Source organism: Roseburia sp. AF12-17LB (assembly GCF_003479605.1).
Classification (GTDB): domain Bacteria; phylum Bacillota; class Clostridia; order Lachnospirales; family Lachnospiraceae; genus Roseburia_C; species Roseburia_C amylophila.
Window position 1 is genome coordinate 136,309 of record NZ_QUHR01000003.1, and the last position, 23,174, is coordinate 159,482.

20 protein-coding genes are annotated in these 23,174 nt (G+C 41.0%); 2 read left to right on the plus strand and 18 right to left on the minus strand.

Going from position 1 to position 23,174, the window contains the following annotated elements:
• Positions 1–178 precede the first annotated feature (178 nt).
• The 7 genes from DWV68_RS05180 to DWV68_RS05210 all read right to left on the minus strand — a co-directional run bounded on the left by DWV68_RS05180 (position 179) and on the right by DWV68_RS05210 (position 6,880).
• The gene (locus tag DWV68_RS05180) at positions 179–880 is read right to left on the minus strand and encodes an aspartate/glutamate racemase family protein (RefSeq protein WP_117947143.1); all 702 of its coding nucleotides are present in this window, start codon (positions 878–880) and stop codon (positions 179–181) included.
• A 142-nt stretch (positions 881–1,022) separates the two neighbouring features.
• On the minus strand, positions 1,023–2,006 hold the full coding sequence (locus tag DWV68_RS05185) for an SIS domain-containing protein (protein WP_117697731.1): 984 nt from the start codon (positions 2,004–2,006) through the stop codon (positions 1,023–1,025).
• A 42-nt stretch (positions 2,007–2,048) separates the two neighbouring features.
• Positions 2,049–2,468 (minus strand): hypothetical protein, encoded by a 420-nt coding sequence (locus tag DWV68_RS05190; protein WP_022242350.1) that lies wholly within the window; start codon positions 2,466–2,468, stop codon positions 2,049–2,051.
• Between the two features lie 22 nt (positions 2,469–2,490).
• On the minus strand, positions 2,491–3,396 hold the full coding sequence (locus tag DWV68_RS05195; protein ID WP_118665164.1) for a fructoselysine 6-kinase: 906 nt from the start codon (positions 3,394–3,396) through the stop codon (positions 2,491–2,493).
• A gap of 234 nt (positions 3,397–3,630) precedes the next feature.
• Positions 3,631–4,944: an anaerobic C4-dicarboxylate transporter family protein gene (locus DWV68_RS05200; protein ID WP_117697735.1), complete on the minus strand. Its 1,314-nt coding sequence runs from the start codon at positions 4,942–4,944 to the stop codon at positions 3,631–3,633.
• A 296-nt stretch (positions 4,945–5,240) separates the two neighbouring features.
• Positions 5,241–5,870 (minus strand): HAD family hydrolase, encoded by a 630-nt coding sequence (locus DWV68_RS05205; RefSeq protein ID WP_118057058.1) that lies wholly within the window; start codon positions 5,868–5,870, stop codon positions 5,241–5,243.
• Complete coding sequence (locus DWV68_RS05210) at positions 5,870–6,880, minus strand: SIS domain-containing protein (RefSeq protein WP_117697739.1); 1,011 nt, start codon at positions 6,878–6,880, stop codon at positions 5,870–5,872. The genes DWV68_RS05205 and DWV68_RS05210 overlap by 1 nt, the downstream gene beginning before the upstream one ends.
• A 164-nt stretch (positions 6,881–7,044) precedes the next feature.
• On the opposite strand from DWV68_RS05210, the gene DWV68_RS05215 reads away from it, so the two are divergent.
• The gene (locus tag DWV68_RS05215; RefSeq protein ID WP_117697741.1) at positions 7,045–7,755 is read left to right on the plus strand and encodes a GntR family transcriptional regulator; all 711 of its coding nucleotides are present in this window, start codon (positions 7,045–7,047) and stop codon (positions 7,753–7,755) included.
• Positions 7,756–7,949: 194 nt separating this feature from the next.
• Positions 7,950–8,528 carry an alpha/beta hydrolase gene (locus DWV68_RS05220; RefSeq protein ID WP_118087984.1) on the plus strand — a complete coding sequence of 193 codons (579 nt, stop codon included), beginning with the start codon at positions 7,950–7,952 and terminating at the stop codon, positions 8,526–8,528.
• Positions 8,529–8,553: 25 nt separating this feature from the next.
• On the opposite strand, the gene DWV68_RS05225 is transcribed toward DWV68_RS05220, so the two are convergent.
• From DWV68_RS05225 to DWV68_RS05275, 11 genes are all read right to left on the minus strand, one after another.
• Positions 8,554–9,423, minus strand: a complete 870-nt coding sequence (locus DWV68_RS05225) for an ABC transporter ATP-binding protein (protein ID WP_117697743.1) — start codon at positions 9,421–9,423, stop codon at positions 8,554–8,556.
• Positions 9,420–10,139 carry an ABC transporter ATP-binding protein gene (locus DWV68_RS05230; RefSeq protein ID WP_118665166.1) on the minus strand — a complete coding sequence of 240 codons (720 nt, stop codon included), beginning with the start codon at positions 10,137–10,139 and terminating at the stop codon, positions 9,420–9,422. The genes DWV68_RS05225 and DWV68_RS05230 overlap by 4 nt, the downstream gene beginning before the upstream one ends.
• Entirely contained in the window at positions 10,139–12,970 is a 2,832-nt protein-coding gene (locus DWV68_RS05235; protein WP_118665168.1) for an ABC transporter permease, read from the minus strand. The genes DWV68_RS05230 and DWV68_RS05235 overlap by 1 nt, the downstream gene beginning before the upstream one ends.
• 11 nt (positions 12,971–12,981) lie before the next feature.
• Positions 12,982–15,204, minus strand: coding sequence for a biotin/lipoyl-binding protein (locus DWV68_RS05240; RefSeq protein WP_118665170.1), 2,223 nt, complete (start codon positions 15,202–15,204; stop codon positions 12,982–12,984).
• A complete protein-coding gene (locus tag DWV68_RS05245; RefSeq protein WP_118639282.1) occupies positions 15,201–16,187 on the minus strand; it encodes an efflux RND transporter periplasmic adaptor subunit in 987 nt (328 codons plus the stop codon). Before DWV68_RS05245 ends, DWV68_RS05240 begins: the two co-directional genes overlap by 4 nt.
• A gap of 9 nt (positions 16,188–16,196) precedes the next feature.
• A complete protein-coding gene (locus tag DWV68_RS05250) occupies positions 16,197–17,651 on the minus strand; it encodes a DUF6034 family protein (protein ID WP_118639281.1) in 1,455 nt (484 codons plus the stop codon).
• Positions 17,652–17,851: 200 nt separating this feature from the next.
• Complete coding sequence (locus DWV68_RS05255; RefSeq protein ID WP_158561824.1) at positions 17,852–18,289, minus strand: EAL domain-containing protein; 438 nt, start codon at positions 18,287–18,289, stop codon at positions 17,852–17,854.
• Positions 18,290–18,367: 78 nt separating this feature from the next.
• The gene (locus DWV68_RS05260; protein WP_117841598.1) at positions 18,368–19,180 is read right to left on the minus strand and encodes a hypothetical protein; all 813 of its coding nucleotides are present in this window, start codon (positions 19,178–19,180) and stop codon (positions 18,368–18,370) included.
• Positions 19,156–20,583, minus strand: a complete 1,428-nt coding sequence (locus DWV68_RS05265; RefSeq protein WP_118639280.1) for a sensor histidine kinase — start codon at positions 20,581–20,583, stop codon at positions 19,156–19,158. Before DWV68_RS05265 ends, DWV68_RS05260 begins: the two co-directional genes overlap by 25 nt.
• Positions 20,580–21,239, minus strand: coding sequence for a response regulator transcription factor (locus DWV68_RS05270; protein WP_022243011.1), 660 nt, complete (start codon positions 21,237–21,239; stop codon positions 20,580–20,582). Before DWV68_RS05270 ends, DWV68_RS05265 begins: the two co-directional genes overlap by 4 nt.
• Positions 21,240–21,539: 300 nt before the next feature.
• On the minus strand, positions 21,540–23,135 hold the full coding sequence (locus DWV68_RS05275; RefSeq protein WP_118057050.1) for a GH1 family beta-glucosidase: 1,596 nt from the start codon (positions 23,133–23,135) through the stop codon (positions 21,540–21,542).
• Positions 23,136–23,174: the final 39 nt, after the last annotated feature.

Below are 23,174 nucleotides of genomic sequence, written 5' to 3' on the forward strand. Positions count from 1 at the left end.
GTTATCATATACCTCCCTTTCTCTTTCTGTAATAACCTGTCTGGTATTTATAATTTATATATTAGTATAGTCCTCAAACCCACGGATTGTCAATGTTTGTTGCGACTTTTTGGGGGCTTTTTGAAGGGAGTTTTCACACTTTTCCGATACCATTTATTTTCATAAAAATACAGCTGCTTTATAATGCATGTATTGGTAATTGCAGAAATTTTAATGCAGCTCTTGCTGCAATCTCCGTTGGGTCAACTATATTTTCTCTGATTCCTGCCAAGGAAAAAGCAATTGGTAATTCAGTACATCCCAGAATCACACTTTGCGCACCCTGTTTAATCAAGGATTTTAAAATATCGTCAAGTCCGTACTTTTCTACATCCTTTTTTCCAGCTTTAATACATTGATAGATTACTGCCATAATTTTCTGTTGCTGCTCTGCATCCGGATAAATCGTTTTGATTCCCTGTGCCCGAAGCTCTTTCTCATAAACCCCACTCTTTATCACGCCATCCGTAGCCAATACGGCTGCACATGATATATTCTGCTCTTTTAAAGCTTTTACTGTCTCGCGGGGCATATGCAATATCGGGATATCAGTAAATATTTTTAACCGATCATAAAAAAAATGTGCTGTGTTACAAGGTATCATCAATAAATCTGCTCCCATATTTTGCAGACTTACTGCACTTTTTACCATCTCTGGTATAGGATCCTCTCCCTTTTCAAGAATAGCTTTCGTTCTATCCGGAATATTCGTGTTACAATCAACACAAACATGCACATAGTTCTGATCGCAGTCTGCATCTGACACTTCAAAAATCTTTTTCATTAAATCGCAGGTAGCCATCGGTCCCATGCCACCAATAATACCTATTGTTTTTTTCAATTCCGTTCCTTCTTCCTCAGGTCATGTGTCAAAGCTCAGAAAGCCCGGAAATCATTATCATTTCCAGGCTTTCCTTGTAATGTACTTCAAATTTTCCATCAAAATCTGACATGCTGTATGTTTACATCATTTTTTAAGTTTTTTAATACTCTACCTTCCACATATAGCGTCGTGTTGTCAGTGGATGCTGTCTCTCCTCAGCCAAAGCCTTATTATAAACCGGATATACATTTGTGAATAAGGAATGGTTAAAATAGTCTACGACTGATGCATCAATTGTAGACAGCCCTAAATCCTTTGCATCAATTACTTCAATCCGTTTTGCATAAGTCTTCAAAAACTTCAATGCACGTTCATCCAACGGTCGATTGGTTCCCTCAGAAACCTGAAGCACAAATGGTACTTCTTTATCTGTAATTTCGAAAGGTCCATGGAAAAATTCCCCACTGTGAATACTGGAAGAATGAATCCACTGCATTTCCATAAAAATACATATACTTTGCATATATGCTGCACCATAACCCGCTCCGCTTGCCATAGTATAAATAATTTTATCATCTTTATATTCCTTGGCAAACAGTTCAGCCCGTTTTTCCACATGCTTACATGCATGTTTCACAATACCATCAATACGTCCAACACCATCCATAAATTCTTCATAATGCTCATACCCTTCTGTCTGATTCAACAGTTCCACTGCCACCAGAAGTGCACAGATAATTTTTTCACCAGCAATATCCTTGTTATCCCCAAAAGTATAATTGATAATATAATCACCAAATGGGGTAATCTCTGATTCCTCTTTCCATGTCAGAATAATTACAGCTGCACCTTTTTCCTTTGCCAGCTTCGCTGCATTAATTGTTTCCGGTGTATTTCCCTTATGGCATGATAAACATACGATTACATTTTTTCCCAAATCCTTCGGAGTACTATATACAAATTCATTACTATTAATTAGTGCTGACTTAATATTTGCACATTCTCTTTCCATAAATGTTTTCGCTGGATAAAGTGCTCCATTAGAACCACCGCATCCCACAAAATATAATGCTTTAATACCGCCTTCTTCTTTTCTGCTTTCTAAAATTTCTGTAATTACATTCTTGATTTCTGTTGGTTTCATTGATAATCCTCCCATAAATATTTTTAATACATTGTTGTTATATTATTCTGCAAGCATTGGTCTTGCTAATTTCTGAATATATGAAATTTCTTCCTGGCTCAGTTTACAATACTCACTATTATCCATACTACATCCGGCATCCTGCACATACATCATTTTGGTATCCTTTTCTACAATAGTAAAAAACCAACGCTCTTTCGGTACATTGTATAAAGTTCCTTTCTCCACCGGAGTTAATTCAATATTAAACTTTCCATCTATTCTGTCCGCTGTAATAATAATACATTTTCCAGAAATCAAAATGAATTGTTCATCTGTCGTATGATGTATCTCTAAATGTTCTAACCCATCAATGTCATTATTCGGTTTCCAATTTTTGATACAAACAACCCATTTTTCATTCCGATATGCACATTCTATTCCTTCTCCATCATACCTGTAACTTGTCGGCTTTATATCCATATAGCGTTCCTCCTTAAACCTTTTAATTATTTCTATTATCAATTATTCTTCCTGCAATTGGCGTTCCATACCCAAACGCTCCTTCGACACCGCAAATCTTTGAAGCGAATTCTGCTCCAGCCTGCATGGCTTTCTTTAAAAGTTCTTTAACATTCCCATCATCTTTACTTTCTTCTTTAAAGAATTCCGGTTCTTTATGTCGTAAAATATATGTCAAAAATGTCGCGAAATAAGAGTCTCCTGCACCCATAGTATCCATAATGCTTTCTGCCTTTACAGCTTTTTCATACATCATTTCACCATGGTATAAAATGTATGAGCCAGCTTCTCCTATTGTTCCCAGAACAAGCGGAACTCCAAGCTCTTTTACTTTACTCATTTCCCTTTCGCGTTCTTTATCACTTAAATGTGCACAGGAAAGCATTGCCACTTTAATATGCGGACAAATTTTTTTCAGATATTCGTCTGTCCATCGATTTGAAAAATCAAATGCAACTGGAAGACCCAAAGAAGCAATTTCTTCTATGTCATCATCTATATAGGCATTCAGATTTGTATAAATCAGATCAAACTTTCTTATATATGAAAAATCTTCCTGCGTAAAATCATAAGGATACTCTTTTGCCACACCTCCATGATTGGACCCGACAAATACGCGATCTCCCTGATTCAGTGTCACACATGCAAATCCATTTTCACCTTCATAATTCCTGCTATGTGAAAAGTCTACATTCATATTTTTCAGTGCTGCCTGAATGCATTCTGCTACTTCATCATTTCCAAATTTACCTAAAAATGCACTTTCTGCATTATTCATATGTGCATATGCACATGTGTTAACACACTGACCTCCTGGATACATTTTCCCCCTGGAAAGATATTTGTCACAAACTGCATCTCCAATTGCAATTATTCTAGGCTGTCTCATTTTTATTTCTTTCTCCTTTCTTTCAATTTTTCTTTCACCCAGACTCCCTCACCTCTTCTTTTTGCAACAAGCAATTATTTTTCCAGATTCGCTCTTTCATTTTTTCAGATAGCCATTATTAATATTTATGTATATCTGGCAATCCATCATGAGGTGGCAGTTCCCACAGCCTGTCAGAATAACACAGGCTGTGTGCTGTTACTGTTTTCTTTATTTTGCCACCACCGGTTTTTATCAGAAAACAAAATATCCTATTCCTGTTGCTACTAATACTGATACAATTGTACATACAAGTCCCGGCCGCATATAGCTGTGATTAAATATAAATTTTCCAATCTTCGTAGTACCTGCCGTGTCAAAAGCAAGACCTGCTATACACTGGCTGGAATCCGGGATAAAATAGTTGGATGAGCATGCCATCCATCCACCTACAATAATATAAGCCGGCAGATTCAATGCAATTGCAATTGGAATCATAATCATTGTCGTAGACGCTTGTGAACTTGTCAGTGCACCTACCAGAAATACTGCAATAATATAAATCCATGGATGTTCATTTGTTAAAGCCGACAAATTTTCTGTAATGAAGTTTGTCTGTGCACCAACAAAAGTATTTACCAGCCAGCAAAGTCCCGCTGCAAGAATAACAGCAAAGAATCCAGTCTTTAACAACGGTACTTCTAAAATGTCGTTACTATCAATTTTACTTACAATAACAATAATTGCGGCAGCTACATACATAATAATCTGGATTAAAGATGTCATTGCTAACTGTGTACCATCGCTAAATGTTGGACGGAGCGCCGGGAAAATACCGCATATTGCAATTACTACCATAGAAACCAGGAAGATAGCAACAGAAATCTTTGCTTTTTTGGTTACCTGTTTTTCTCCTTCTACTTTCTTTTTAAAATCTTTTACCAGTCCATCTGCAACCCTCTGCTGATATTCAGGATCATCCTCTAATTCCAGACCTTTCTTGTATACAGACAATGCTGCAACCAATACTCCTATCAGTGCTGCCGGAATTGCTACCAGCATAATTGTTGCCAGATTTACTTTTTCAAAAATAGTCATATAGCCCACAATAGCTACTGTTGCAGCTGTTATTGGTGATCCGGTATTTGCCTGCTGGGATGAAATAATACTAACAGAAATCGGGCGCTCAGGCCGAATTCCATTTTCCAATGCTATTTCATTAATAACCGGAAGTAACGAATATACAATATGTCCGGTTCCACAACAGAATGTAAATAAATACGCTACAAAAGGTGCTACCAAAGTAATGTTTTTCGGATTTTTCCGTAATATTTTTTCTGCAAGCTGTACCATAAAATCCAATCCGCCAGTTGCCTGCATCGTACAGGCTGCGGTAATTACCGCCAACATAATCAGTATAACAGTAATCGGTGGATCTGATGGAGTCACTCTAAAGATATATACGAAAATCAACATTCCGATGCCGCCAGCCATTGCCAGGAAACTTCCACCTTTTCTGGTTCCCCACACAATAATCAGCATTAAAACAATAAATTCAATCCAAAACATGGACATCTACCTCCTCTTTTTTATTTATTCCAAAGCATGTGCACTACTTTAAAACCAAAATGTATTAATTTGTTTTTATTTGTATTGTTTTATTTTGTATCTATTTGTATTATATAGATTCCATACATTTGTGTCAATAAAGAAATACATTTTCGACATTATGCACAATTTTTTGTTTCACTTTTTGTACATCAATATCAATTTAATTGTGCATAGCAAAACCCGCCAGGAGCACTGGCGGGCATACAATTAAATACTTTTTATTCTTCTGTTTTCTCTTTCTTTCACTCAGGCAGTTAAACGTATGAAGAAATAACATAATCCGCCTGACTTACATCCTGATTCTCACCAGCTCCTGTATACGCAACTACCTCTATATTTGCAGCCTTTGCTGCCTGTATACCAATAAACGAGTCTTCTATTGCAATACATTCTTCCGGCTTTGCTTCTAAATATTGCATTGCTTTTCTATAGCATTCCGGATCCGGTTTTCTATTCCGGCACATGTCTCCGCATACCAGCACATCGAACAAACCCAGCATTTTCATCCGGTTCAATGCTACTACAATCAGCCGTGTAGAGGTTGAAGAAACCACTGCCAGCTTTTTCCCCTGTTTTTTCAAACCGGCAATAAACTCCAGCACCCCATCCATTGGCTTAATGCAGCCATTTTCATATGTATTTCCTATTTCTTTTCTTTTTTGCAAAAGCTGTTCCATTGTTATTTTCTCCGGCGAGCGTTCCAGCAGTTCCAGCAGAATATGGGAATCATGTGAGCCAATTAGTCTATCCCTGTCTTTTTGTGTCAGTTCCACTCCAAACTCTTTTAATGCCAGACCCAGATAATTACCATTACTCTCTTCTGTATCTGCTATAACTCCATCAAAGTCAAACAATACATATTTTTTTTCACAGAATTTTTTCATTAATATTCTACCTTCCACATATAGCGGCGGGTTGTTAACGGATGTTCACGCTTTACTGCCAGTGCGTGGTTGTAAATCGGATATACATTATTAAACAGTGCATGGTTAAAGTAATCTACTACTGTTGCATCAATTGTGGATAAGCCAAGCTCTTTCGCATCAAGAACCTCAATACGTTTTGCATATGTTTTCAGGAATGTAAGTGCTCTCTCATCCAGTTCGCGGGTTGAGCCTTCTGATATCTGAATCATAAACGGACGGTTTGCATCTGTAACTTCAAATGGACCATGGAAAAATTCACCGGTATGAATACTGCTTGAATCAAGCCACTGCATCTCCATAAATATACAGATACTCTCCATATAGGCAGCTCCATATGCTGCACCACTTCCCATTGTATAAATCACTGAATCATTCTGATACTCTTCTGCAAATGCCTCTGCCCTGGCAGCCACATGTGTACGTGCATTTCTGATGATATTGCTAATCATGCCTAAAGCTTCATAGAATTTATCATAATTAGCATATCCCTCCGTCTGTGCAACTAATTCCACTGCCACAAGCAATGCACACTGCGTCTTTTCTCCTGCATAATCAATATCCCCTGCAAGATGATCAGGACTTGCATCAAATGTATAATGTATAATATAATCTCCAAATTCTATAATTTCTGATTCCTCCAGCCATGTCAGAATAATAACCGCCGCTCCTTTTTCTTTTCCTAATTTGGCAGCCTTAATCGTTTCCGGTGTATTTCCCTTGTGGCAGGCAAGACATATAATAGAATTTTCTCCAAAGTCCTTTGGTGTGCTATGCACAAACTCATTACTGTTTATCCAGGCTGATCTCAAAACCTGTGATTCTCTCTCCATAAATGTTTTTGCCGGATAAAGTGCGCCAAGTGATCCTCCGCATCCCACAAAATAAATATTTTTAATTCCACCGATGTCTTTTTTTTCTTCTAAAATTTCTTTCACAATGTTTTTAATGTCTTTACTTACGTATCCCATTTTTTCTCTCCTTTTTATAATGTATTTATTTGTTCTATGTGTTTACTATAATACAATATAATACATTCTGTCAATATATATCATACAATATAGGAAAATATATACATTTTTGCAACTTTGTTTTATAATATTTGTGAAAGTTATATTAGGAGAGAGGTATTTATATGGAACTGAACAACACCATTGCCACACCACTGTACAAACAATTGGAGGAAAAAATACGAAAAGAAATTGACGCCGGAGAACGGGCGGCCGGCAGTCGTCTGCCTACAGAAAATGAATTAAGTGAATCATACCATGTGAGCAGAGTTACTGTCCGAAAAGCATTAGCCGTTTTATCTGAATCCGGATATTTAGAAAGGAAATCAGGAAAAGGAACTTTTGTAGCGGAAAAAAAATTGCAGCGTAATATTACAGAAGTCATAAGTTTTTCTGATATGTGCCGGATGAAAAACGCAACACCTGGAGCTAAGACCATAAAAATTGCATTGGAAGATCCTTCTGAACGGGATTTAACTGAAATGTCACTACACGAAGGGGATAAAATACTCGTAGTGGAAAGAATCCGTTATATGGATAATGTCCCTGTCATCTTAGAGTTCAATAAATTTCCTGAATCCTTTTCTTTTTTATTTGGAGAAGATTTAAACGACTCATCTTTGTATGAAATACTAAGAAAACACAATATCATTCTGGATCATTCACGTAAAACACTTGATATTGTTTTCGCTAATGCCCAAGAGGCTAAGACTTTAAACATCAGTAAGGGGTATCCTCTGCTCCGGATATCAAGTACCATCCACGACGTTGACAACACTATCACGAATCTTTGCAAACAGCTATGTATCGGTGATAAGTTCCAGTTTATTTTTTAGTTACAATTTGTGCTGTTTCCAATGCGGCTCATCTAATAACAAATGCGATAAAGTCCCTTATTACAATTAACTTTATCGCATTTGTTATATCCTTAGAGAAGTCATTATTTCCCATTGTGCTACTATATTTTCTAAGGTTAAAAAGCTCCGGTTTCTGCCACCTGAAAATGCCGGAACAGAAAGGACAATTTCTTATGCATTTATCGAAAAATAAACTGGCGGTCTTTTTTCCGGGCATCGGTTATCACTGTGACAAACCACTGCTCTATTACAGCCGAAAGCTTGTTGCCGAAGCAGGTTATGAAACCGCTCTTACACTGGACTATTCCCTTGCCGGCAGCGATATCACTGGAAATATCCGGGGTAATAGGGAGAAAATGCAGCAGGCTTTTTCTTATCTTTATGAACAGGCTGTAAAACAGCTTTCTTCCGTAAACTGGCAGGATTATGATGAAATTATATTTATCTCAAAGAGCATCGGAACGGTTATTGCCTCTGCCTATGCAAGGAAGGAAAATATTTCCTGCCGCCAGATTCTCTATACCCCTTTACGGGAAACCTATGATTTCCACCCGCAGAATGCCATTGCTTTTCTCGGCACTTCCGATCCCTGGAGCGATATTGAAAAAGTGACTGGCATCAGCAGAGGGCAAAAGATTCCTCTTTTCCTCTATCCGGATGCCAATCACTCTTTAGAAACAAAGGATACACTTGATAATATCAAAACGCTTCGCAATGTCATGGAGGAAACGAAGCGGTTTCTTACTTCATAAATACTTTGTTGCAGCAAGTACCGGTTTATTCTTTTTGAATCAGGATTTTGCCATCCTGAACCTCAATCCGCACTTTATTGGAATCGATACCGGCTTCTTCTAACATTTCTTCTGTCAGCTGCAGCCGGTGGGCTTTGTCTAAAACGGAATATTCTTCATGGGTAAATTCTGCTGCACTTGCAAGACGCTGCAGTTCTTCTAAAGATACTTTCCGAATCTTTTCGGTACTGATTTTGCCATCGGAAATCAGCACTGTCCGCTCCACTTTATCCGCCAATGCCATATCATGGGTCACTATGATTATTGTAATTTTAAATTCTTCATTCAGTTTGTGGAACAGCTCAAATATCTGATTTGCAGTCTTTGTATCTACTGCGCCGGTAGGTTCATCTGCCAGAAGAATCGACGGCTGATTGGAAAGTGCAACGGCAATGGCAATCCGCTGCTGCTCGCCACCGGATAGCTGGGAAGGGAACTTATCCGCATGTGCTTCCATACCGACTGCCTTTAATAAATCTCTGGCACGCTTCCGCTTCTCCCGGGCGGATGTTCCCGGATGAACCTGCATGGGTGCTTCAATATTTTCCAGCGCCGTAAGATAAGAGAAAAGATTTCTTGCACTCTTCTGCCAGACGAATCCCACTTTGTCACGGCGGTATAAAACCAGTTCTTTTTCTGTATAGGACGATAAGTCCTTTCCATCCACCATAAGGATTCCTGCTGTGGGTGATTCCAGTCCTCCGATGATATTAAGCAGCGTCGACTTTCCACTGCCGGATTTGCCGATAATTGCCATCATTTCCCCATCTTCTATCGTAAGATCCAGTCCTTCCAGTGCCATGACTTTATGCTGTTCCATCTCATATATCTTTACCAGGCTGTCACACTGAATCATTTTACCAGCCTCCCATCCTTTAATTCATAGACGAAATCACCAAGTTCCATCAGATTCGGGTCATGGGTGGTCATGACTACAGTGATATGCTCCTGCTCTACCAGTTCACGGAAAAGTTTCATGACTGCAAGCCCCGATGCCGTATCCAGTGCACCGGTTGGTTCGTCTGCAAAAATCACCTGTGGTCTGTGGGCAACTGCCCGGGCAATAGCCACCCGCTGCTGTTCACCGCCAGATAGTTGATAAGGCATATGATAAATCCGTTCTTTCAGTCCGACCCGTTCTAAGATTTCTATTACACGCTTCTTCTGTTCTCCCCTATTTTTCTGCTCTTCCTTATCCTTCTTCCGTTTCTCTTTATCACCGGATAACCGCAGGGCAAATTCCACATTTTCATAGGCATTCATCACAGGAATCAATGCCACAGACTGAAAAACAAATCCCATCCGGTAACGCCGCAAGTCCTCCCGCTCCCTGTCTTTTAAATGTTCCAAATCTTTTCCGAAAAATTCCACTTTTCCTTCCGTCGGTACATCAAGAGCACTTAAAAGATTAAGAAGGGTTGTCTTGCCGGAGCCGGAACGTCCCTTTAAAATAGTAAGACTGTTGCTTGGTATCTCCATGGAAACGCCGTCCAAAGCCCGGACGATGCTGCCATCTCCCGACGAAAAATATCTTTTTATATTTTCTGTGCGTATTGCTATCGTCTGTTCCATCAGCTGTCCTCCCCTAACCGAAGTGCCTTTGCAATTTTCATGCTCCGCAGTATTTTCCGGATAATCAGATAACAGAATAACATCACTGCCAGAAGTACCGCTAAAAGCTTCAAAAGGTCTGTAGGATAAATGTATATTTCTATGGCAAGATTATGCTTTTGCGGCAGATAGACCACCATAAGCAGACGTACAAACAAAAGCGTTGTCACTGCTCCGATTCCGCCACCGGCAAGCAGTGGCCCGGCGGAAGTAAATAGCTGTTCCGTCAAAAGCAGCTTTCGAATCTCTCCCATGCGCATTCCCATTGCCCGGTAGACTCCCAGCAGCAGTTCCCGTTTTTTCAGTGTCATAATCCAATAGAGTAAAAATCCTACCGAACATACCACCAAAGATAAAATAAAGCTTAATGTAAACATTCCATTTGTCACCTGTACCATGGCTGAATTCCGGTTGTCGGCAAGCTGTTCCTGCAATAAGGTAATATGTTGCGGCTGAACACCTGCTGCCGCAAGACTTTTCGTAAACATAGTCTCTTTCACACCATCTGAAAGCTTCATCCACACCTGGTAAGGGGTCTGACCAAAAGCACTGATAACGGTGGCATAATTTGCTACCAGAAGATACTGTTCCTGTTCATTTAAATTGCCTTCTTCATCCTTTACATAAGCATATCTTTCATAACCAGGGAAGCAGTCTATGATTGCACAGACCTTTGCCTGCCTGCTGCCCATGGCATCTTCACCAATCTCTGCCGGCAGATACCTTGTATAACTTAAAGTATCTCCCACCTTTAACTTTAATTTGTCTGCCAGATTGGAAGAAATTATTACCCCATCCGGCTCCTCTGCCAGTGCATTCAGTGCATAAAACCAGTGTTCTTTGTTGACACCAGCTTTAAGCCGTGCAGTCTCCCCGAATCCTTTTGTGTGGATTGCCATAAGTTTTCCATCAAAAACTGTTCCGTTTTTCGCAGTAATATCCGTCTTTTCATCGATCAGTACCCTTGTGGCATTTTCACAGACATTTTCTTTGATTAATGTTTCATATCTTCCAAAATCAGGCTCCAGATATTTCCAGCTGGTTTCCTTTTCTTCCATTTTCGAAACCTGCAGCCGGAAGTTTTCTTCCACCACTGCATCTGCTCCGGTGACATATGCAATCTGCTCTTCCATATTCTGATTCATGGTCCGTGCCATATTCGCATCAAAAATTCCACTGGCTATGGTCATAACCAGAAACACTGCTAAAAATCCCGATTGATACCAGGTTCTTTTCAACTGTAAAAATGCCGCATATCCTGCCGGGTGGAATCTGTTCTTAAAAACTCTGTCCACTGCAAGAATCAGATTATAAAAGAGACGTATAAACAATAATCCTGCTGCCAGTATAAACACCGATGTATTCAAAAGGATTACCGGGTCCATTCCCTTTCCGGCAATCATTTCCATTGCAAGACTCTCCTTCTGCCGGTTGTAGTTATAAAGCAGATACCCGGATAAAAGTAATAGCAGAATATCCAGATAACATTTTTTCCAGAATGGATTTTTCACAACACCGTTTTTTGCCATACTTTCATTTACAATGGTGTATTTTGTCCGCCGCAGCGCCGGTATGGTCAGAAACAGAATTACAATAGCCGCCGCCACCAGAGCGTAGAGAATCATTCCGCCATTTAAGGTATACATGCTTACATCTTTTCCGGTAAATTTTAAAAACCCGTCGGTGGAAGCTGCTCCTTTGCACATTCCATATCCCAGCAAAAGTCCAAGCACTGCGCCTATCAATGCCAGAAAGGATGCCTGCAGAAGATAAATCATTCCCACCTGCAATTTGGTTGCGCCTCGGCTCCGGAGTACCGCAATTTCTCCTTCTTCCAGAGAAAGTATCTGGGAGGATACCATATAGATAAATAACAGCAGCAGTACAATGCATGGCAGTTCCAATGCCCACAACATCTGCTGTATGGTTCGCTGCTTTGTGAAAAAGGACGCCAGGGTATCTGCCATATTATCCCGATACTTTGTATCTGATGTCCGGAACTGCTGCATATAATCTGCATATTCTGCCGCATGCTTTGCATCTATCTGCCGGTAATCTAACATCAGATTTTCTTCGTAACTGATTTCATCCTGTCCAAAGGAATCTATCATGGCATCAAAAGTATTCTCTGATACAAACAGTGTATTTCCAAAATCACTGAGCGTGTGATACCAGTAACTATCATTGATATTCTTTTCTTTTATGATGCCTGTCACCTTAAAATCCACTTCATAAACTTCTGCTTCACCCTGGATTTTCATATGAAGCACTTCTCCTGTCACCAGTCCGTAGGCATCCATCGTCTCTTCACTGACAAGGCATGGATAACAGCCGTTTATTTTCACCTGATTTCCGCTGTCTAAACCCTCTCCGTATGTAATATCTGCGTTCTTCGATAATTCCGGCAGATATCCAACGGTAAAATATTCATTGGTTCCGCCCAGGCTGGTATCTGCTTTTCCACCGGAAAGGCTTAAATACTGCTCGGATGCCACTGTATCCACCGCCACATATTCGGTCCATTTTTTCTCATATGCCACAAGTTTCTCTAACACTTCCTTTGCAGAACTATAATCCTTCGAAGAATAGCTGCCACTACGATTCATCACTGCAGGAAATGTTTCCTGTTCCTTTGCATATGTTTCAAATCCTGTTCTTAATACCTGGTTTCCGGCACCACGTTCAAACATCGGATGACAGACAAATAATGCGATAAATAATGTAATTCCAAGAAGCAGGCACAAATTCAGTCCTTTTTTATTCTTTATTTTACAAAAGACAAAACGTAACATTCCAAATCCTCCTACTCTCTTGCCAGTACATCGCCAGACTCTATTCCAAAGAGAACCACTTTCCCATTTCCGGTAAGTGTATCATCCAGTAAAACATACTGTTTCACCAGATGGTCCCCTTCTATCTTCCACACAAAATATGACACTTTATCCGGATGCATTGCATCCTTCTCTTCATAAATCATTCCTGCCGGAAGCACTATAACATCCTCCATGGAAATATAAGGGAAGTCCACGCTTTCTCCATTTCCCATATCATCTACGATTTCATCATTCATCCGTACATAAAATGCCGGTGTATCATACCCGGAGGTTGTCTGAAAGGTATAATGAGCACCATTTTCATCGATATAAAGACAGCCCTCATCCAGATTATTGCTGCCTGCTGCAAATCCCACACAGGTTCCGGTGTAAGTCGTATCCCCGGATGTAATACTTACCGGTTCTCCCGCCTCTGCAATATCATCCGTATACACCGTTACGGACTTACTGCTCACCATCTGCACCAGAAGTAAGTCTGATGCTTCTCCTTTCATCTTAAGAATTTCATCTCCGGCTTCCACCGTGTCTCCTTCCCAGACAGTTATTTTCGAAACCTGTCCATCTTCATCTGCATAAACGGATAATTTTCCGGTTCCGTCATTTCCGCGGCTTAACGTATCGTAAGCTGCCTGCAGTTGTTGCAGCGTATAGCTATGGTCTGCTTCTGCAACCTCTTTTTGAAGGGTTATCATCTGCCGGTCATAGTCACTGACAGAATCTGTGGCATTCTGCAATTCTATAAGCTGTGCATCATAGTCTGTCTGCTGTTTCTGATAAGTAGTATTCTCTGTCTCAATGGCATTGGCGGCTTCTGTAATGGCTGCCTTTCCTTCTCCGGTATTGATGATATAAAGAAGGTCACCTTTTTTCACTTCCGCATCCTTTTCTACCGCTATTTTTACAATCTCCCCTTCTTTTGCAGCAAGATAGACCCTGGCATTCTTATCTGCCCTGCCATATTTTAATCCGTGATTTTCCACCTGAAAATCTGACCGTTCCACCATATACTCCGTATAATCCGAAGGCATCCGCTCCATTGTTTCATAATAGACCGCTTCCCCTTCCTCTAATCCCTCTACGATCTGGGTATTATGGTCGTCTGATACACCTGTTGTTACTTTACGTTTTTCCCTTGTATCATCTCCGGTTCCTACATAGACATAATTTTCTCCATCTTCCTGATAAAGAGAATTGTTTCCCACCAGCAGAACATGCTCCGCTCTTTTCTCTTCAAAATATATGGGATATAACTCTCCCGCCTTAAGCTCTACGCCCTCCGGCTTTTCTATCAAAACATTGGGATAATTATTATTTATCTTTGCAAGCACCAGCTCGTCAGTGCTGTATTCCCGCTCGGTAACCGGCACTCTTTCGCCAGATTGCAGCATATATTTTTCAAGAACATCTTTATATTTATAATTCTGTACCGTTACATCCTTAAGCTTTATTTCAAGGTCTTCTGTATCTGCCACAACAACGACATTTTCTCCTGTACCGGCATTCCGGCTTACCGTCAGGCTCTTGGTATAAACCACTTCACCACTGTGGTTTGCTTTCAATGTTCCATCTGCAATCAGGTCATCCAATGCCGCAATTTCCTCGTTCAGTTTCTGCACCCGGTACTCATGAAGCTTCGTATCGTAGCGGCTGTTTTCCTGCAGGACGGCTATCTGGGAGGTGATATTTTCAGTCCCTGTCTCCTGTGGGCTTTCTTCTGTTATTGCTTCCTGCGTATCATCCACTACTGCAGCTTCCTGTTGATTTGCTAATTTATTCTGCTGCAGCTGGTTGATTTTCTGATTTAATTCATATACGGTATTTTCATGCGACAGCTCCTGCTGCTTTGCTTCCCGGGACGCACTTGCCTCGTCTACATCTGCATATGCCAGTACATCACCCTTCTCCACCATATCCCCCGGTTCTACCAGAATCTTTGTTACCATGACATTCGCTTCATATGCCTGTCCGTATTCCTTTGGTACGGCTGTTCCAAGCAGCACGTTGGTGGTTCCGATATCTCCATAGGTCACCTGCTGATAAGAAGCATTACTTGCCGCCGGCTCTTCCAGGTCTGGTATTGTTTCTGTTTTCTTACTGCCACAGCCACCAATTAACATTACAAAAAACAGGCCTGTCAGGACTACTGGAATCACGCTTTGTGCGTTTCCTGCGTAACTTTTTTTCTTTCTCACAGAGTCACCTTCTCTCCACCGGAAAGTCCGGATGTAACAACCCAATGATTCCCTACTTTTTCTCCAACCGTTACCGGCACCGCCTCACGATATCCACTATCATCCAGAAGATAGACAAAGTGTCCCTCTTCACCTTCCTTTACGGCAGAGGCTTTCACATAAATGACATTTTCCAGCGTGGGCTTCGTAATCACAAGACTCAGCACGTCTGCCTCTGAAAGTGATGTCATATCCGATACCGGTGAAAATATGATTTTATTTTCTTCCACACCGGCAACCTTTAATTCATAGGACAGTGCATCCAGTGTAGCTGTATAAGTATCTCCCATGTTAAATTCATAGCCTTCCGGCAGGTCTGCTTCATAGTTACCGGTTCCACACACTTCAGTAATCAGATTATTTCCCGGCACAAAGCCTCCTTTTTGCAGATAATTATCCATGGCTGTAATGGTACCGGATTCTTTTGCTGTAATCTGATAGCGGGACAGCTTTTCTTCTGCCTCTTCCACATAAAGCTCTGCTACTTCAATATCCCGCTTTAAATTTGCAATATCTTCATTATAATCCAAGGATGCATCACAGCTCATGAGGTTTACATAATGTTCCACCAGAAGCTGTTTATCCGCAATCTCATCCTGACACTGTGTCATTTTTGCTTCCAGACTGTCTGAACGGAAGGATACCAGCAACTCTCCCTTTTCCACTTTATCGCCTACTGCCACATATACTTTGTCTAATTTCAATTCCGTATTTGTTGCATCATAAGTAATCTTTTCCAAACCCTCTGCTTTTAATTTCAAGGTAATTTCCGGCGTCAGATTTCCTTTTTTCACTTCCGTGGTATCATAAGCCAGCTTCTCATATGGTGTCCGGGCAGTTGACACAAGCTCTGGCTCTGCTTTTCCGCATCCCGTCAGAAAACTGCCTGCTGCCAGGTACAAAAACAGTTTCCATTTTCCCGTTCTTTTCTTTCTATCTGCCATAGGCACACCTTACCTTTCATCCAAAGGATGAATCAGTGTACCATCCATGGCATTGACAAATACCGGATGCCGGTTCATATCATTTCCGGATGCCATATAAAGACACCACGCCGGCACATAACTGTAACAGCCTTCCTTCTGGTCATCTTTGATACGCGCATAACCAAGCTTTAACTTATTAAAATTCTTGCACACATCCAGTTGGTAATCGTCTCCATTTTTTATAATCTCATCTTTGATTATATTTTGAATCGTTGATAACGGCAGCAGTTCCACTTCTTTTGAAATCTTTGTAACGCTTACCGGATACTGCATAAATACTTCTGTAATTCCATTATCCGTAACCGCAAATCGTATCTCATCCTCTAATTCAAAATTTACATCACTGTTTTCCGGCGTAACCCAGGAAATATCAAAGTCGTTATAATCCAAAGAATCACTAAATGCCAGTCCATTGACACCGGTTCCATAACCAAAGAGGTAGCCCCAGTCGATGACCTCCGCATAATCGGTATACTGTTCTCCATCCACTTCTATCTCATTTGCGCCATCCCAGGAATAATCCTGCTGCCCATAAAGCACCTGATTATCACGTCCTGTTTCTTTTAAGAACTGCTCCACTAACTGCTTTGCATCTTCTTGGGAAATACTGCATCCATTTTCCTTTTCCGAATTGTCGATATATGCAGTTACTGTATCATTCCCATATACAGCATCATAATCCTTTAGAGACTGTGGGCCATAATACTGATTCACATAAATGTCCGTCTTGTTTTTCACTAATGGCGATGCCACAATGTAGGCAATTGCATTTTCGTTTGTTTCTTTTACTTCAAATCGCACATTACATAAAAGGTCTCCGCAATACCCTGCATATTCATTGCAGCTGTCATAATCCTCTGCTGCAGTATAGGTATCTTTTGCAGTCTCTAATGCTTTTTCGTATTGTTTTTTCTGTTCTTCGGTTTCTTCCTTCCAGTCATTCAGCATTTCCTTATGTCTTTCTACATCCTGATGATGTGCATTATTCTCCAAATCATCGATTTGAGACTGGACAGCAACAATCGTTCCATCCATGCTGTCAACGGCAGTCTGTAATTCTTCTTTTGTCAGATGCTCAAAATCGTGGTAATAAATTTCAGAATCTTTAAAATATGCTTTCAGGAACTTTTTCTTATAATCGACATCTATCTTTAATTCTTCTGCCGCTACCACAGACATGGCATCTGCTTCCGGCACATCAATAGATGCATTGATTCTTACCTTCACATCTCCGTCAGAGGTTGTTACCGTAAAGCTGTCATCCCAGTTATCCGCTTCCCGGAATTCATCCAGTGTACCAACCACCCCTTTGGTTTCCTGTTCTGTTTCCATCTCATAATCTACTTTTTTCTCACCACATCCGGTAAGAAGTACCATCACCATACCTGCCAGAATCATTTTTCGTAAGATTGGATGTTTCATGCTGTCCCCTCCGTTTTCCATCTTTTATTTTCTGTTTACCTTTCCATTTTCCTCGTTTCTGGTGTTACTTTAACATGAAGATGTAAACTTTTTGTATCTTATCATTACAATAAAACCGGCAATTCTATGGCTGTATTTCTTATCGCCACAAAACTGCCGGTCTTGATAATTCTATTTTTACTTTTATTTTTTGTCTTTTCTTATTTTTTCCAGCTGTTCGAAAGAAGTATCTCCAGTTCATCTGCTCCAACCGGTCTGGAATAATAGTATCCCTGAAACCATGTGGCTCCCACAGTCCGGAGATAATCTTCTAATGCCTTATTTTCCACGCCCTCCAGACAACTCTTGATATTGGCTGCATTGGCAAAATCCACCATGCTCTGGACAATCGCCTTATTCTTTTTATTTACAAGAATCTTCCGGATAAAGCTCATATCAATCTTAATCTCATCAATCAGCATCTCCAGTGCCATGGCAGAAGATGAACTTCCTGTTCCAAAATCATCCATGGCAAATTTGATTCCATAGCCTCTTAATACTGCCATCCGCTCATTGATTACCGATACCGGAAGGCTTCTGCTGTAAAAAGCTTTTACTGTCCCACAAAGCCTGTTCCAGAACAAAATTTCCCAAATCATACATGGAAGGATCATTTTCGCAATAACTGCAGGTGACCATTTATGCCCCTGAAAATACCTTGCCTTCTTTTTTCTTTTTTATTTTACCATGTTACGCTTCGTTTGGCTATCTGATATTGTGCTGATTCCATAGATAAATCTTGTTTTATCAAAGAGTTCAAAGTACCGGTATGTGGCATCCTTTTCTTCCTGTATGTTATCGGATTTTATCCTCAGTCCGGCTACGTCCAACCCCGTGTAGGAAAGCTGTTCTGCCAGCTCTTTATCCACTGTTTTTTCTTCTTCATTGTCTTTAACGGATGAGGAAGCTTCCTCTGTAGCTGTAACATCCGATAAAATATCTTTTCCTTCTGCCTCCGCCAGCAAAACGGTGCCATCCTCTAACAGAAATACCGCATGCTTCTCTGTGCCATCATATTTTGTAAAAATAAGTTTCCAGTAGTAGGCACTGTAGGTATGAAATGTTGTATCCACCGCTTTCTCCGGAAATGCTTCCCAGGTATACCAGTTGGCATAAGAAGAAGCTAAATCAGAAGGATACTGCCCTTTCTGATAAATGGCTTCCATACTGTCTCTTGCCAATGCCGCTGCCTCGTAATCCTTTAAAGTCATCTCATAGGAATAGGCTTCCTGTGTCTCACTCTCCCACTGCCCGGTAATCAGCTGGATGCGGTCATTAAGCTTAAGGCTTTCCGATGCCTCCTTTGCCAGCAGGGAATCGGAAGCAATATACTGTGCCGGAACCGCCTGCACTTCTCCCACTGCTTTACGTTCCTGCCCTTCAATCAGAATTCCCGGCAGAAAAATTCCTGTCAGCACCACCAGAAGTGTTCCTGCTATCATTCCACAGACACTTCCTTTTATCTTTAATTTTGTTCTTTTCTGAAACATATCCGCATCTTCGTCCCCTTCTTTGGCTCACTTTCTACGATAAGTTCCGCCTGATGATGTTCTAAAATCAATGCCACTAATGACATTCCGATTCCGGCTCCGCCTTCCTGTCTTGCCCGGGATTTATCTGCCATATAGAATTCATCGCAAATCCGCTCTGTCTCTTCCTTGGTCATGCCGATTCCATAATCTTTTACGGAAAGTTCATAATAAAATGGATTTTCTTCTTCCTGTATTCTCTTTCCGCTAAATTCAATGACACCATGCTCTTTGGATGCTTTTCTTGCATTATCCAGTAAATTCACCAGTACAGTCACCAGAAGTTCTTTATTTCCGTACAGTACTGCCGGCTCGATATTTTCCTTTAACACAAGCCCTTTTGCCGCAAAGGACGGTGTCACCACCTTAAGTACTTCACTGCTTACATTTTCAACCTGAACTGCTTCCTTTTCCATTTCATGTTCCCTTAAATAAATCAAATCAAAGAGCTTTCCCGACATCCGCTCTAACCGTCTGCCTTCGGAAAAGATATAACTTAATGCCAGAAGCTGTTCTTCTCTTGGAAGCTCCATGGAACGCATGGTATCTGCATAACCGATAATGGAAGTCATCGGTGTCTTAATCTCATGGGTAAAGTCTGCTACAAACTGATCCCTTTTCCGTACCATTCCCTGAAGCTCTCCTATCTTTTCTGATACTGCTTCTGCCATCCGGTTAAAGTTTTCTGCCAGAAGTCCTACTTCATCCTGACTCTTTACTGTAATCCTCGTCTCATAAGAGCCATCGGTAATCTCCTCTGCCACCCGGTTCAACTGCTCCAATGGCCTGGTCAGATACCGGCTGATAACATAAATAAACAGAGATTCTATCATAAGGCAAATGAAAAGAATCAGCCGGAAATAACGGATTTCCCGGTCTCTTAATGCGTAGGCATCGGACACATCACTTCTGCTGATCATGCAGAGGTTCTCATCCCCTACCTTACTGGCTGCCGTCACATAAATATAATAATGACCGTCCTCTTCAAAGATGGCATAATTCTTATTTCCATCCTCCTGCTGTGCTTCCCAGACTTTCTTTAAATTGGCATTTTCTTCTGTTTCGTTATAAACCAGCTTATCCCCATAATAAATAAAAAATGTCACATTTTCTGCCCGCATACCGCTGCTGACCTGTGCTCCAATGTCTGGAAGTGCGCCCTTTACCGACTCTTCCCGGTTCAACGCCTGAAGTACTTCATATTCCACCGAGGACTGCACCAGATTATTCTGAATGACTGCATTAGAAATCTGTGTTTCCTTCGCCAGTTCAAAATTCTTATGTATCATCAGATAGCCCACCAGTCCCAGACTGACGGAAAGCAGGATTAAATTTGTAATTAATACTTTATATCGAAATTTCATGCTTTATCCTCTAACCGGTATCCTGCCTTAAATACTGTTTTAAGCTCCGCTCCAAGATTCAGTTTTTTCCGTAATCTCTGGATATGAAGGTCTAAGGTTCTTGACTCTACGGAATATTCCGTTCCCCAGATTTCTTCATAGATTCTTTCCCGGAACAGTGTAATATTCCGGTTGCGCATCAGAATTTCTAAGAGTTCAAATTCCTTTGGCGTAAGCTCCACTTCTTTTCCTGCCTTTGTCACCACCTGATTTTCACTGTCTAATTCAATATCCATAAAAGTAATCTTCTGCTCCATCTTATGATAGCGGCGCAGCACAATATTGACCCGTGCCAAAAGTTCTACCACTTCAAAAGGCTTTACCATATAATCCTCTGCCCCGGAGGTCAGCCCCTGCATCCGGTCTTTTAGGGAATCCTTTGCAGTCAGAAAAATCACCGGAATTCCCATTGGACGGATGTATTCCATCAATTCAAATCCATTTAATTCCGGCAGCATAACATCCAATATAATCAAATCAAAATTTTCTGTTTCCAACAGGTCTGCAGCTTTCATTCCATTGTATACACAGACACACTGATAGCCTGCCTTCATCAGATTCAGCCGGATTAAATCCGATATTGCCTTTTCATCCTCTACAACCAATATCCGTATCATGCTGCCCGCTCCTTTTACTACTCTTTGATGTTTATTTTAACATATATTTGTATCTAAAATGTATCTGAACATTAAAAAAGAATGTGCCTTGCACATTCCCGCGCCTGCGGCGGTCGCTTGCGACATCTACCTTATACGCCGCAGTGCGCATCCTCGCGGAGCGTTTTTTGCTTTACAGGAAAGCAATTTCCTGTAAAGCAAAAAAAGTTTCTTCTATTCCTTCTGATTGCTCATCGGAATAAAAGAAACTTTTTTTATTCTCATTTTCTCTGGTCTAGAAGAAACAATTATTTTTTCATGCTACGCCTGCACCAGTGTCATTTTTCCACTGCAATGCATCTTCCGGATGCCCTCCGGTATCGTAAGTCTGTCTCCGGTATCTACCCAGATGCTGCCAATTAAACCGCTGCCGGATGCCACATAAATGACATCTGTGCTGTCAGAAAGCAGCAGATCCATTTCCCTCTCTACCTTAAATCCTGCACCTGTTACTTCTGCAGCACCACGCTCTATCCGGATTTTTCTATCCGGCTGGTTGCAGGATAACGCTGCTCCATTGCTTTCCATGACTTTCTTATACCAGAATGCTGAATCCTTTACATAACGCTGCTGGGTTGCAAAGTCCACATAAATAATTCCGAACCGTTCGGAATAGCCCTCATGCCATTCGAAATTGTCCAAAAAAGTCCATAAGAAATAACCGGCAATCTCTGCTCCTTCATCCGCCGCCTTCTGCAGATTGCCAAGGTACTCATCTAAGAACTGGATACGGTTGGCATCATGTACACTGCCATCTGCTTCCACATTGTCATGACAGGACATTCCATTTTCCGTAATATAAATCGGAAGCTGATAACGTTCGTAGAGGAATTTTCCTGCCCAGTATAGGCATTCCGGTGTCACCGGCCATTCTGCGGCAGTCTTTGGGAATCCTGCCGGACGGTCTGCAAATTCCGGCTCTCCATCTGCTCCTGCACGAACCGGATATCCGTTATAAATATTCTGACCGTAAAAATCAATGGGCTGGTGAATCAGTTCCATATCTTCTTTCGTGATTTCCGGCAGATACTCCTTGTATTTCTCAAGACCTTCCTTGGGATAATGTCCTAAAATAACCGGGTCGGAATACCAGGATACATTCCAGGTCCAGTTGTCGACATCATTATAAAAGCCAAAATATACCTTCTTTGCAGCTTCAATATCTTCCGGGGAATTACTTGCCGGATATGCCACCCCACTGGTTGGTGCATAGCCAATCTGTATCGGCTGCTTTGCATATTTCCGGAGAGTAATAACTGCTTTTCCATGTGCCCGCAATGCATTATGCGCAATCCGGAAGCTTTCCTCTGGTGTGACTTTCTTTCCCGGTGCATGAATACCACGGTAATATCCCAGTCCGATAAAGCACTGTGGCTCATTCAAAGTAAAAATCTTGTCGCAGATATCAGTAAAATTCTCTGCTACTACTTTTGCATATTCTGCAAACCAATCTATGATTTCTTCATTGAGCCAGCCGCCTTTATCCTCCAATGCCTGCGGAAGTTCCCAGTGATAAAGTGTCATATATGGCTCAATGCCGTTTTTCTTCATTTCAAGAATCATATCACGATAGAGTGCCACCGCTTTTTCATTGACTCTTCCGGTTCCCTCCGGCATCAGTCTCGCCCAGCTTACGGAAAAACGGTATGCCTTCACACCAAGTTCTCTCATCAGCGCATAGTCCTCTTTATAACGGTGCATGTCATCGGCACTGACATAGGCATTATGATGTTCGAAAGTTCTTCCCTCTTCGGTAAAGGTGTCCCAGATGCAGGTTCCTGCGCCATCGTTTTTGTCTCTTCCTTCTACCTGATAGGCACTGCTGGCAACGCCCCATACAAAATCTTTTCGAAACATTTGTTTTCCTCCTGATTCTATTTCTTGTGTTATTCTTCT

Bases quoted from the DNA above. Each gene is read 5' to 3' on its own strand.
- DWV68_RS05185 (WP_117697731.1), bottom strand. From the start codon at position 2,006: ATGAAACCAACAGAAATCAAGAATGTAATTACAGAAATTTTAGAAAGC.
- DWV68_RS05190 (WP_022242350.1), bottom strand. From the start codon at position 2,468: ATGGATATAAAGCCGACAAGTTACAGGTATGATGGAGAAGGAATAGAA.
- DWV68_RS05195 (WP_118665164.1), bottom strand. From the start codon at position 3,396: ATGAGACAGCCTAGAATAATTGCAATTGGAGATGCAGTTTGTGACAAA.
- DWV68_RS05200 (WP_117697735.1), bottom strand. From the start codon at position 4,944: ATGTTTTGGATTGAATTTATTGTTTTAATGCTGATTATTGTGTGGGGA.
- DWV68_RS05205 (WP_118057058.1), bottom strand. From the start codon at position 5,870: ATGAAAAAATTCTGTGAAAAAAAATATGTATTGTTTGACTTTGATGGA.
- DWV68_RS05210 (WP_117697739.1), bottom strand. From the start codon at position 6,880: ATGGGATACGTAAGTAAAGACATTAAAAACATTGTGAAAGAAATTTTA.
- DWV68_RS05215 (WP_117697741.1), top strand. From the start codon at position 7,045: ATGGAACTGAACAACACCATTGCCACACCACTGTACAAACAATTGGAG.
- DWV68_RS05220 (WP_118087984.1), top strand. From the start codon at position 7,950: ATGCATTTATCGAAAAATAAACTGGCGGTCTTTTTTCCGGGCATCGGT.
- DWV68_RS05225 (WP_117697743.1), bottom strand. From the start codon at position 9,423: ATGATTCAGTGTGACAGCCTGGTAAAGATATATGAGATGGAACAGCAT.
- DWV68_RS05230 (WP_118665166.1), bottom strand. From the start codon at position 10,139: ATGGAACAGACGATAGCAATACGCACAGAAAATATAAAAAGATATTTT.
- DWV68_RS05235 (WP_118665168.1), bottom strand. From the start codon at position 12,970: ATGTTACGTTTTGTCTTTTGTAAAATAAAGAATAAAAAAGGACTGAAT.
- DWV68_RS05245 (WP_118639282.1), bottom strand. From the start codon at position 16,187: ATGGCAGATAGAAAGAAAAGAACGGGAAAATGGAAACTGTTTTTGTAC.
- DWV68_RS05250 (WP_118639281.1), bottom strand. From the start codon at position 17,651: ATGAAACATCCAATCTTACGAAAAATGATTCTGGCAGGTATGGTGATG.
- DWV68_RS05255 (WP_158561824.1), bottom strand. From the start codon at position 18,289: ATGATTTGGGAAATTTTGTTCTGGAACAGGCTTTGTGGGACAGTAAAA.
- DWV68_RS05260 (WP_117841598.1), bottom strand. From the start codon at position 19,180: ATGTTTCAGAAAAGAACAAAATTAAAGATAAAAGGAAGTGTCTGTGGA.
- DWV68_RS05265 (WP_118639280.1), bottom strand. From the start codon at position 20,583: ATGAAATTTCGATATAAAGTATTAATTACAAATTTAATCCTGCTTTCC.
- DWV68_RS05270 (WP_022243011.1), bottom strand. From the start codon at position 21,239: ATGATACGGATATTGGTTGTAGAGGATGAAAAGGCAATATCGGATTTA.
- DWV68_RS05275 (WP_118057050.1), bottom strand. From the start codon at position 23,135: ATGTTTCGAAAAGATTTTGTATGGGGCGTTGCCAGCAGTGCCTATCAG.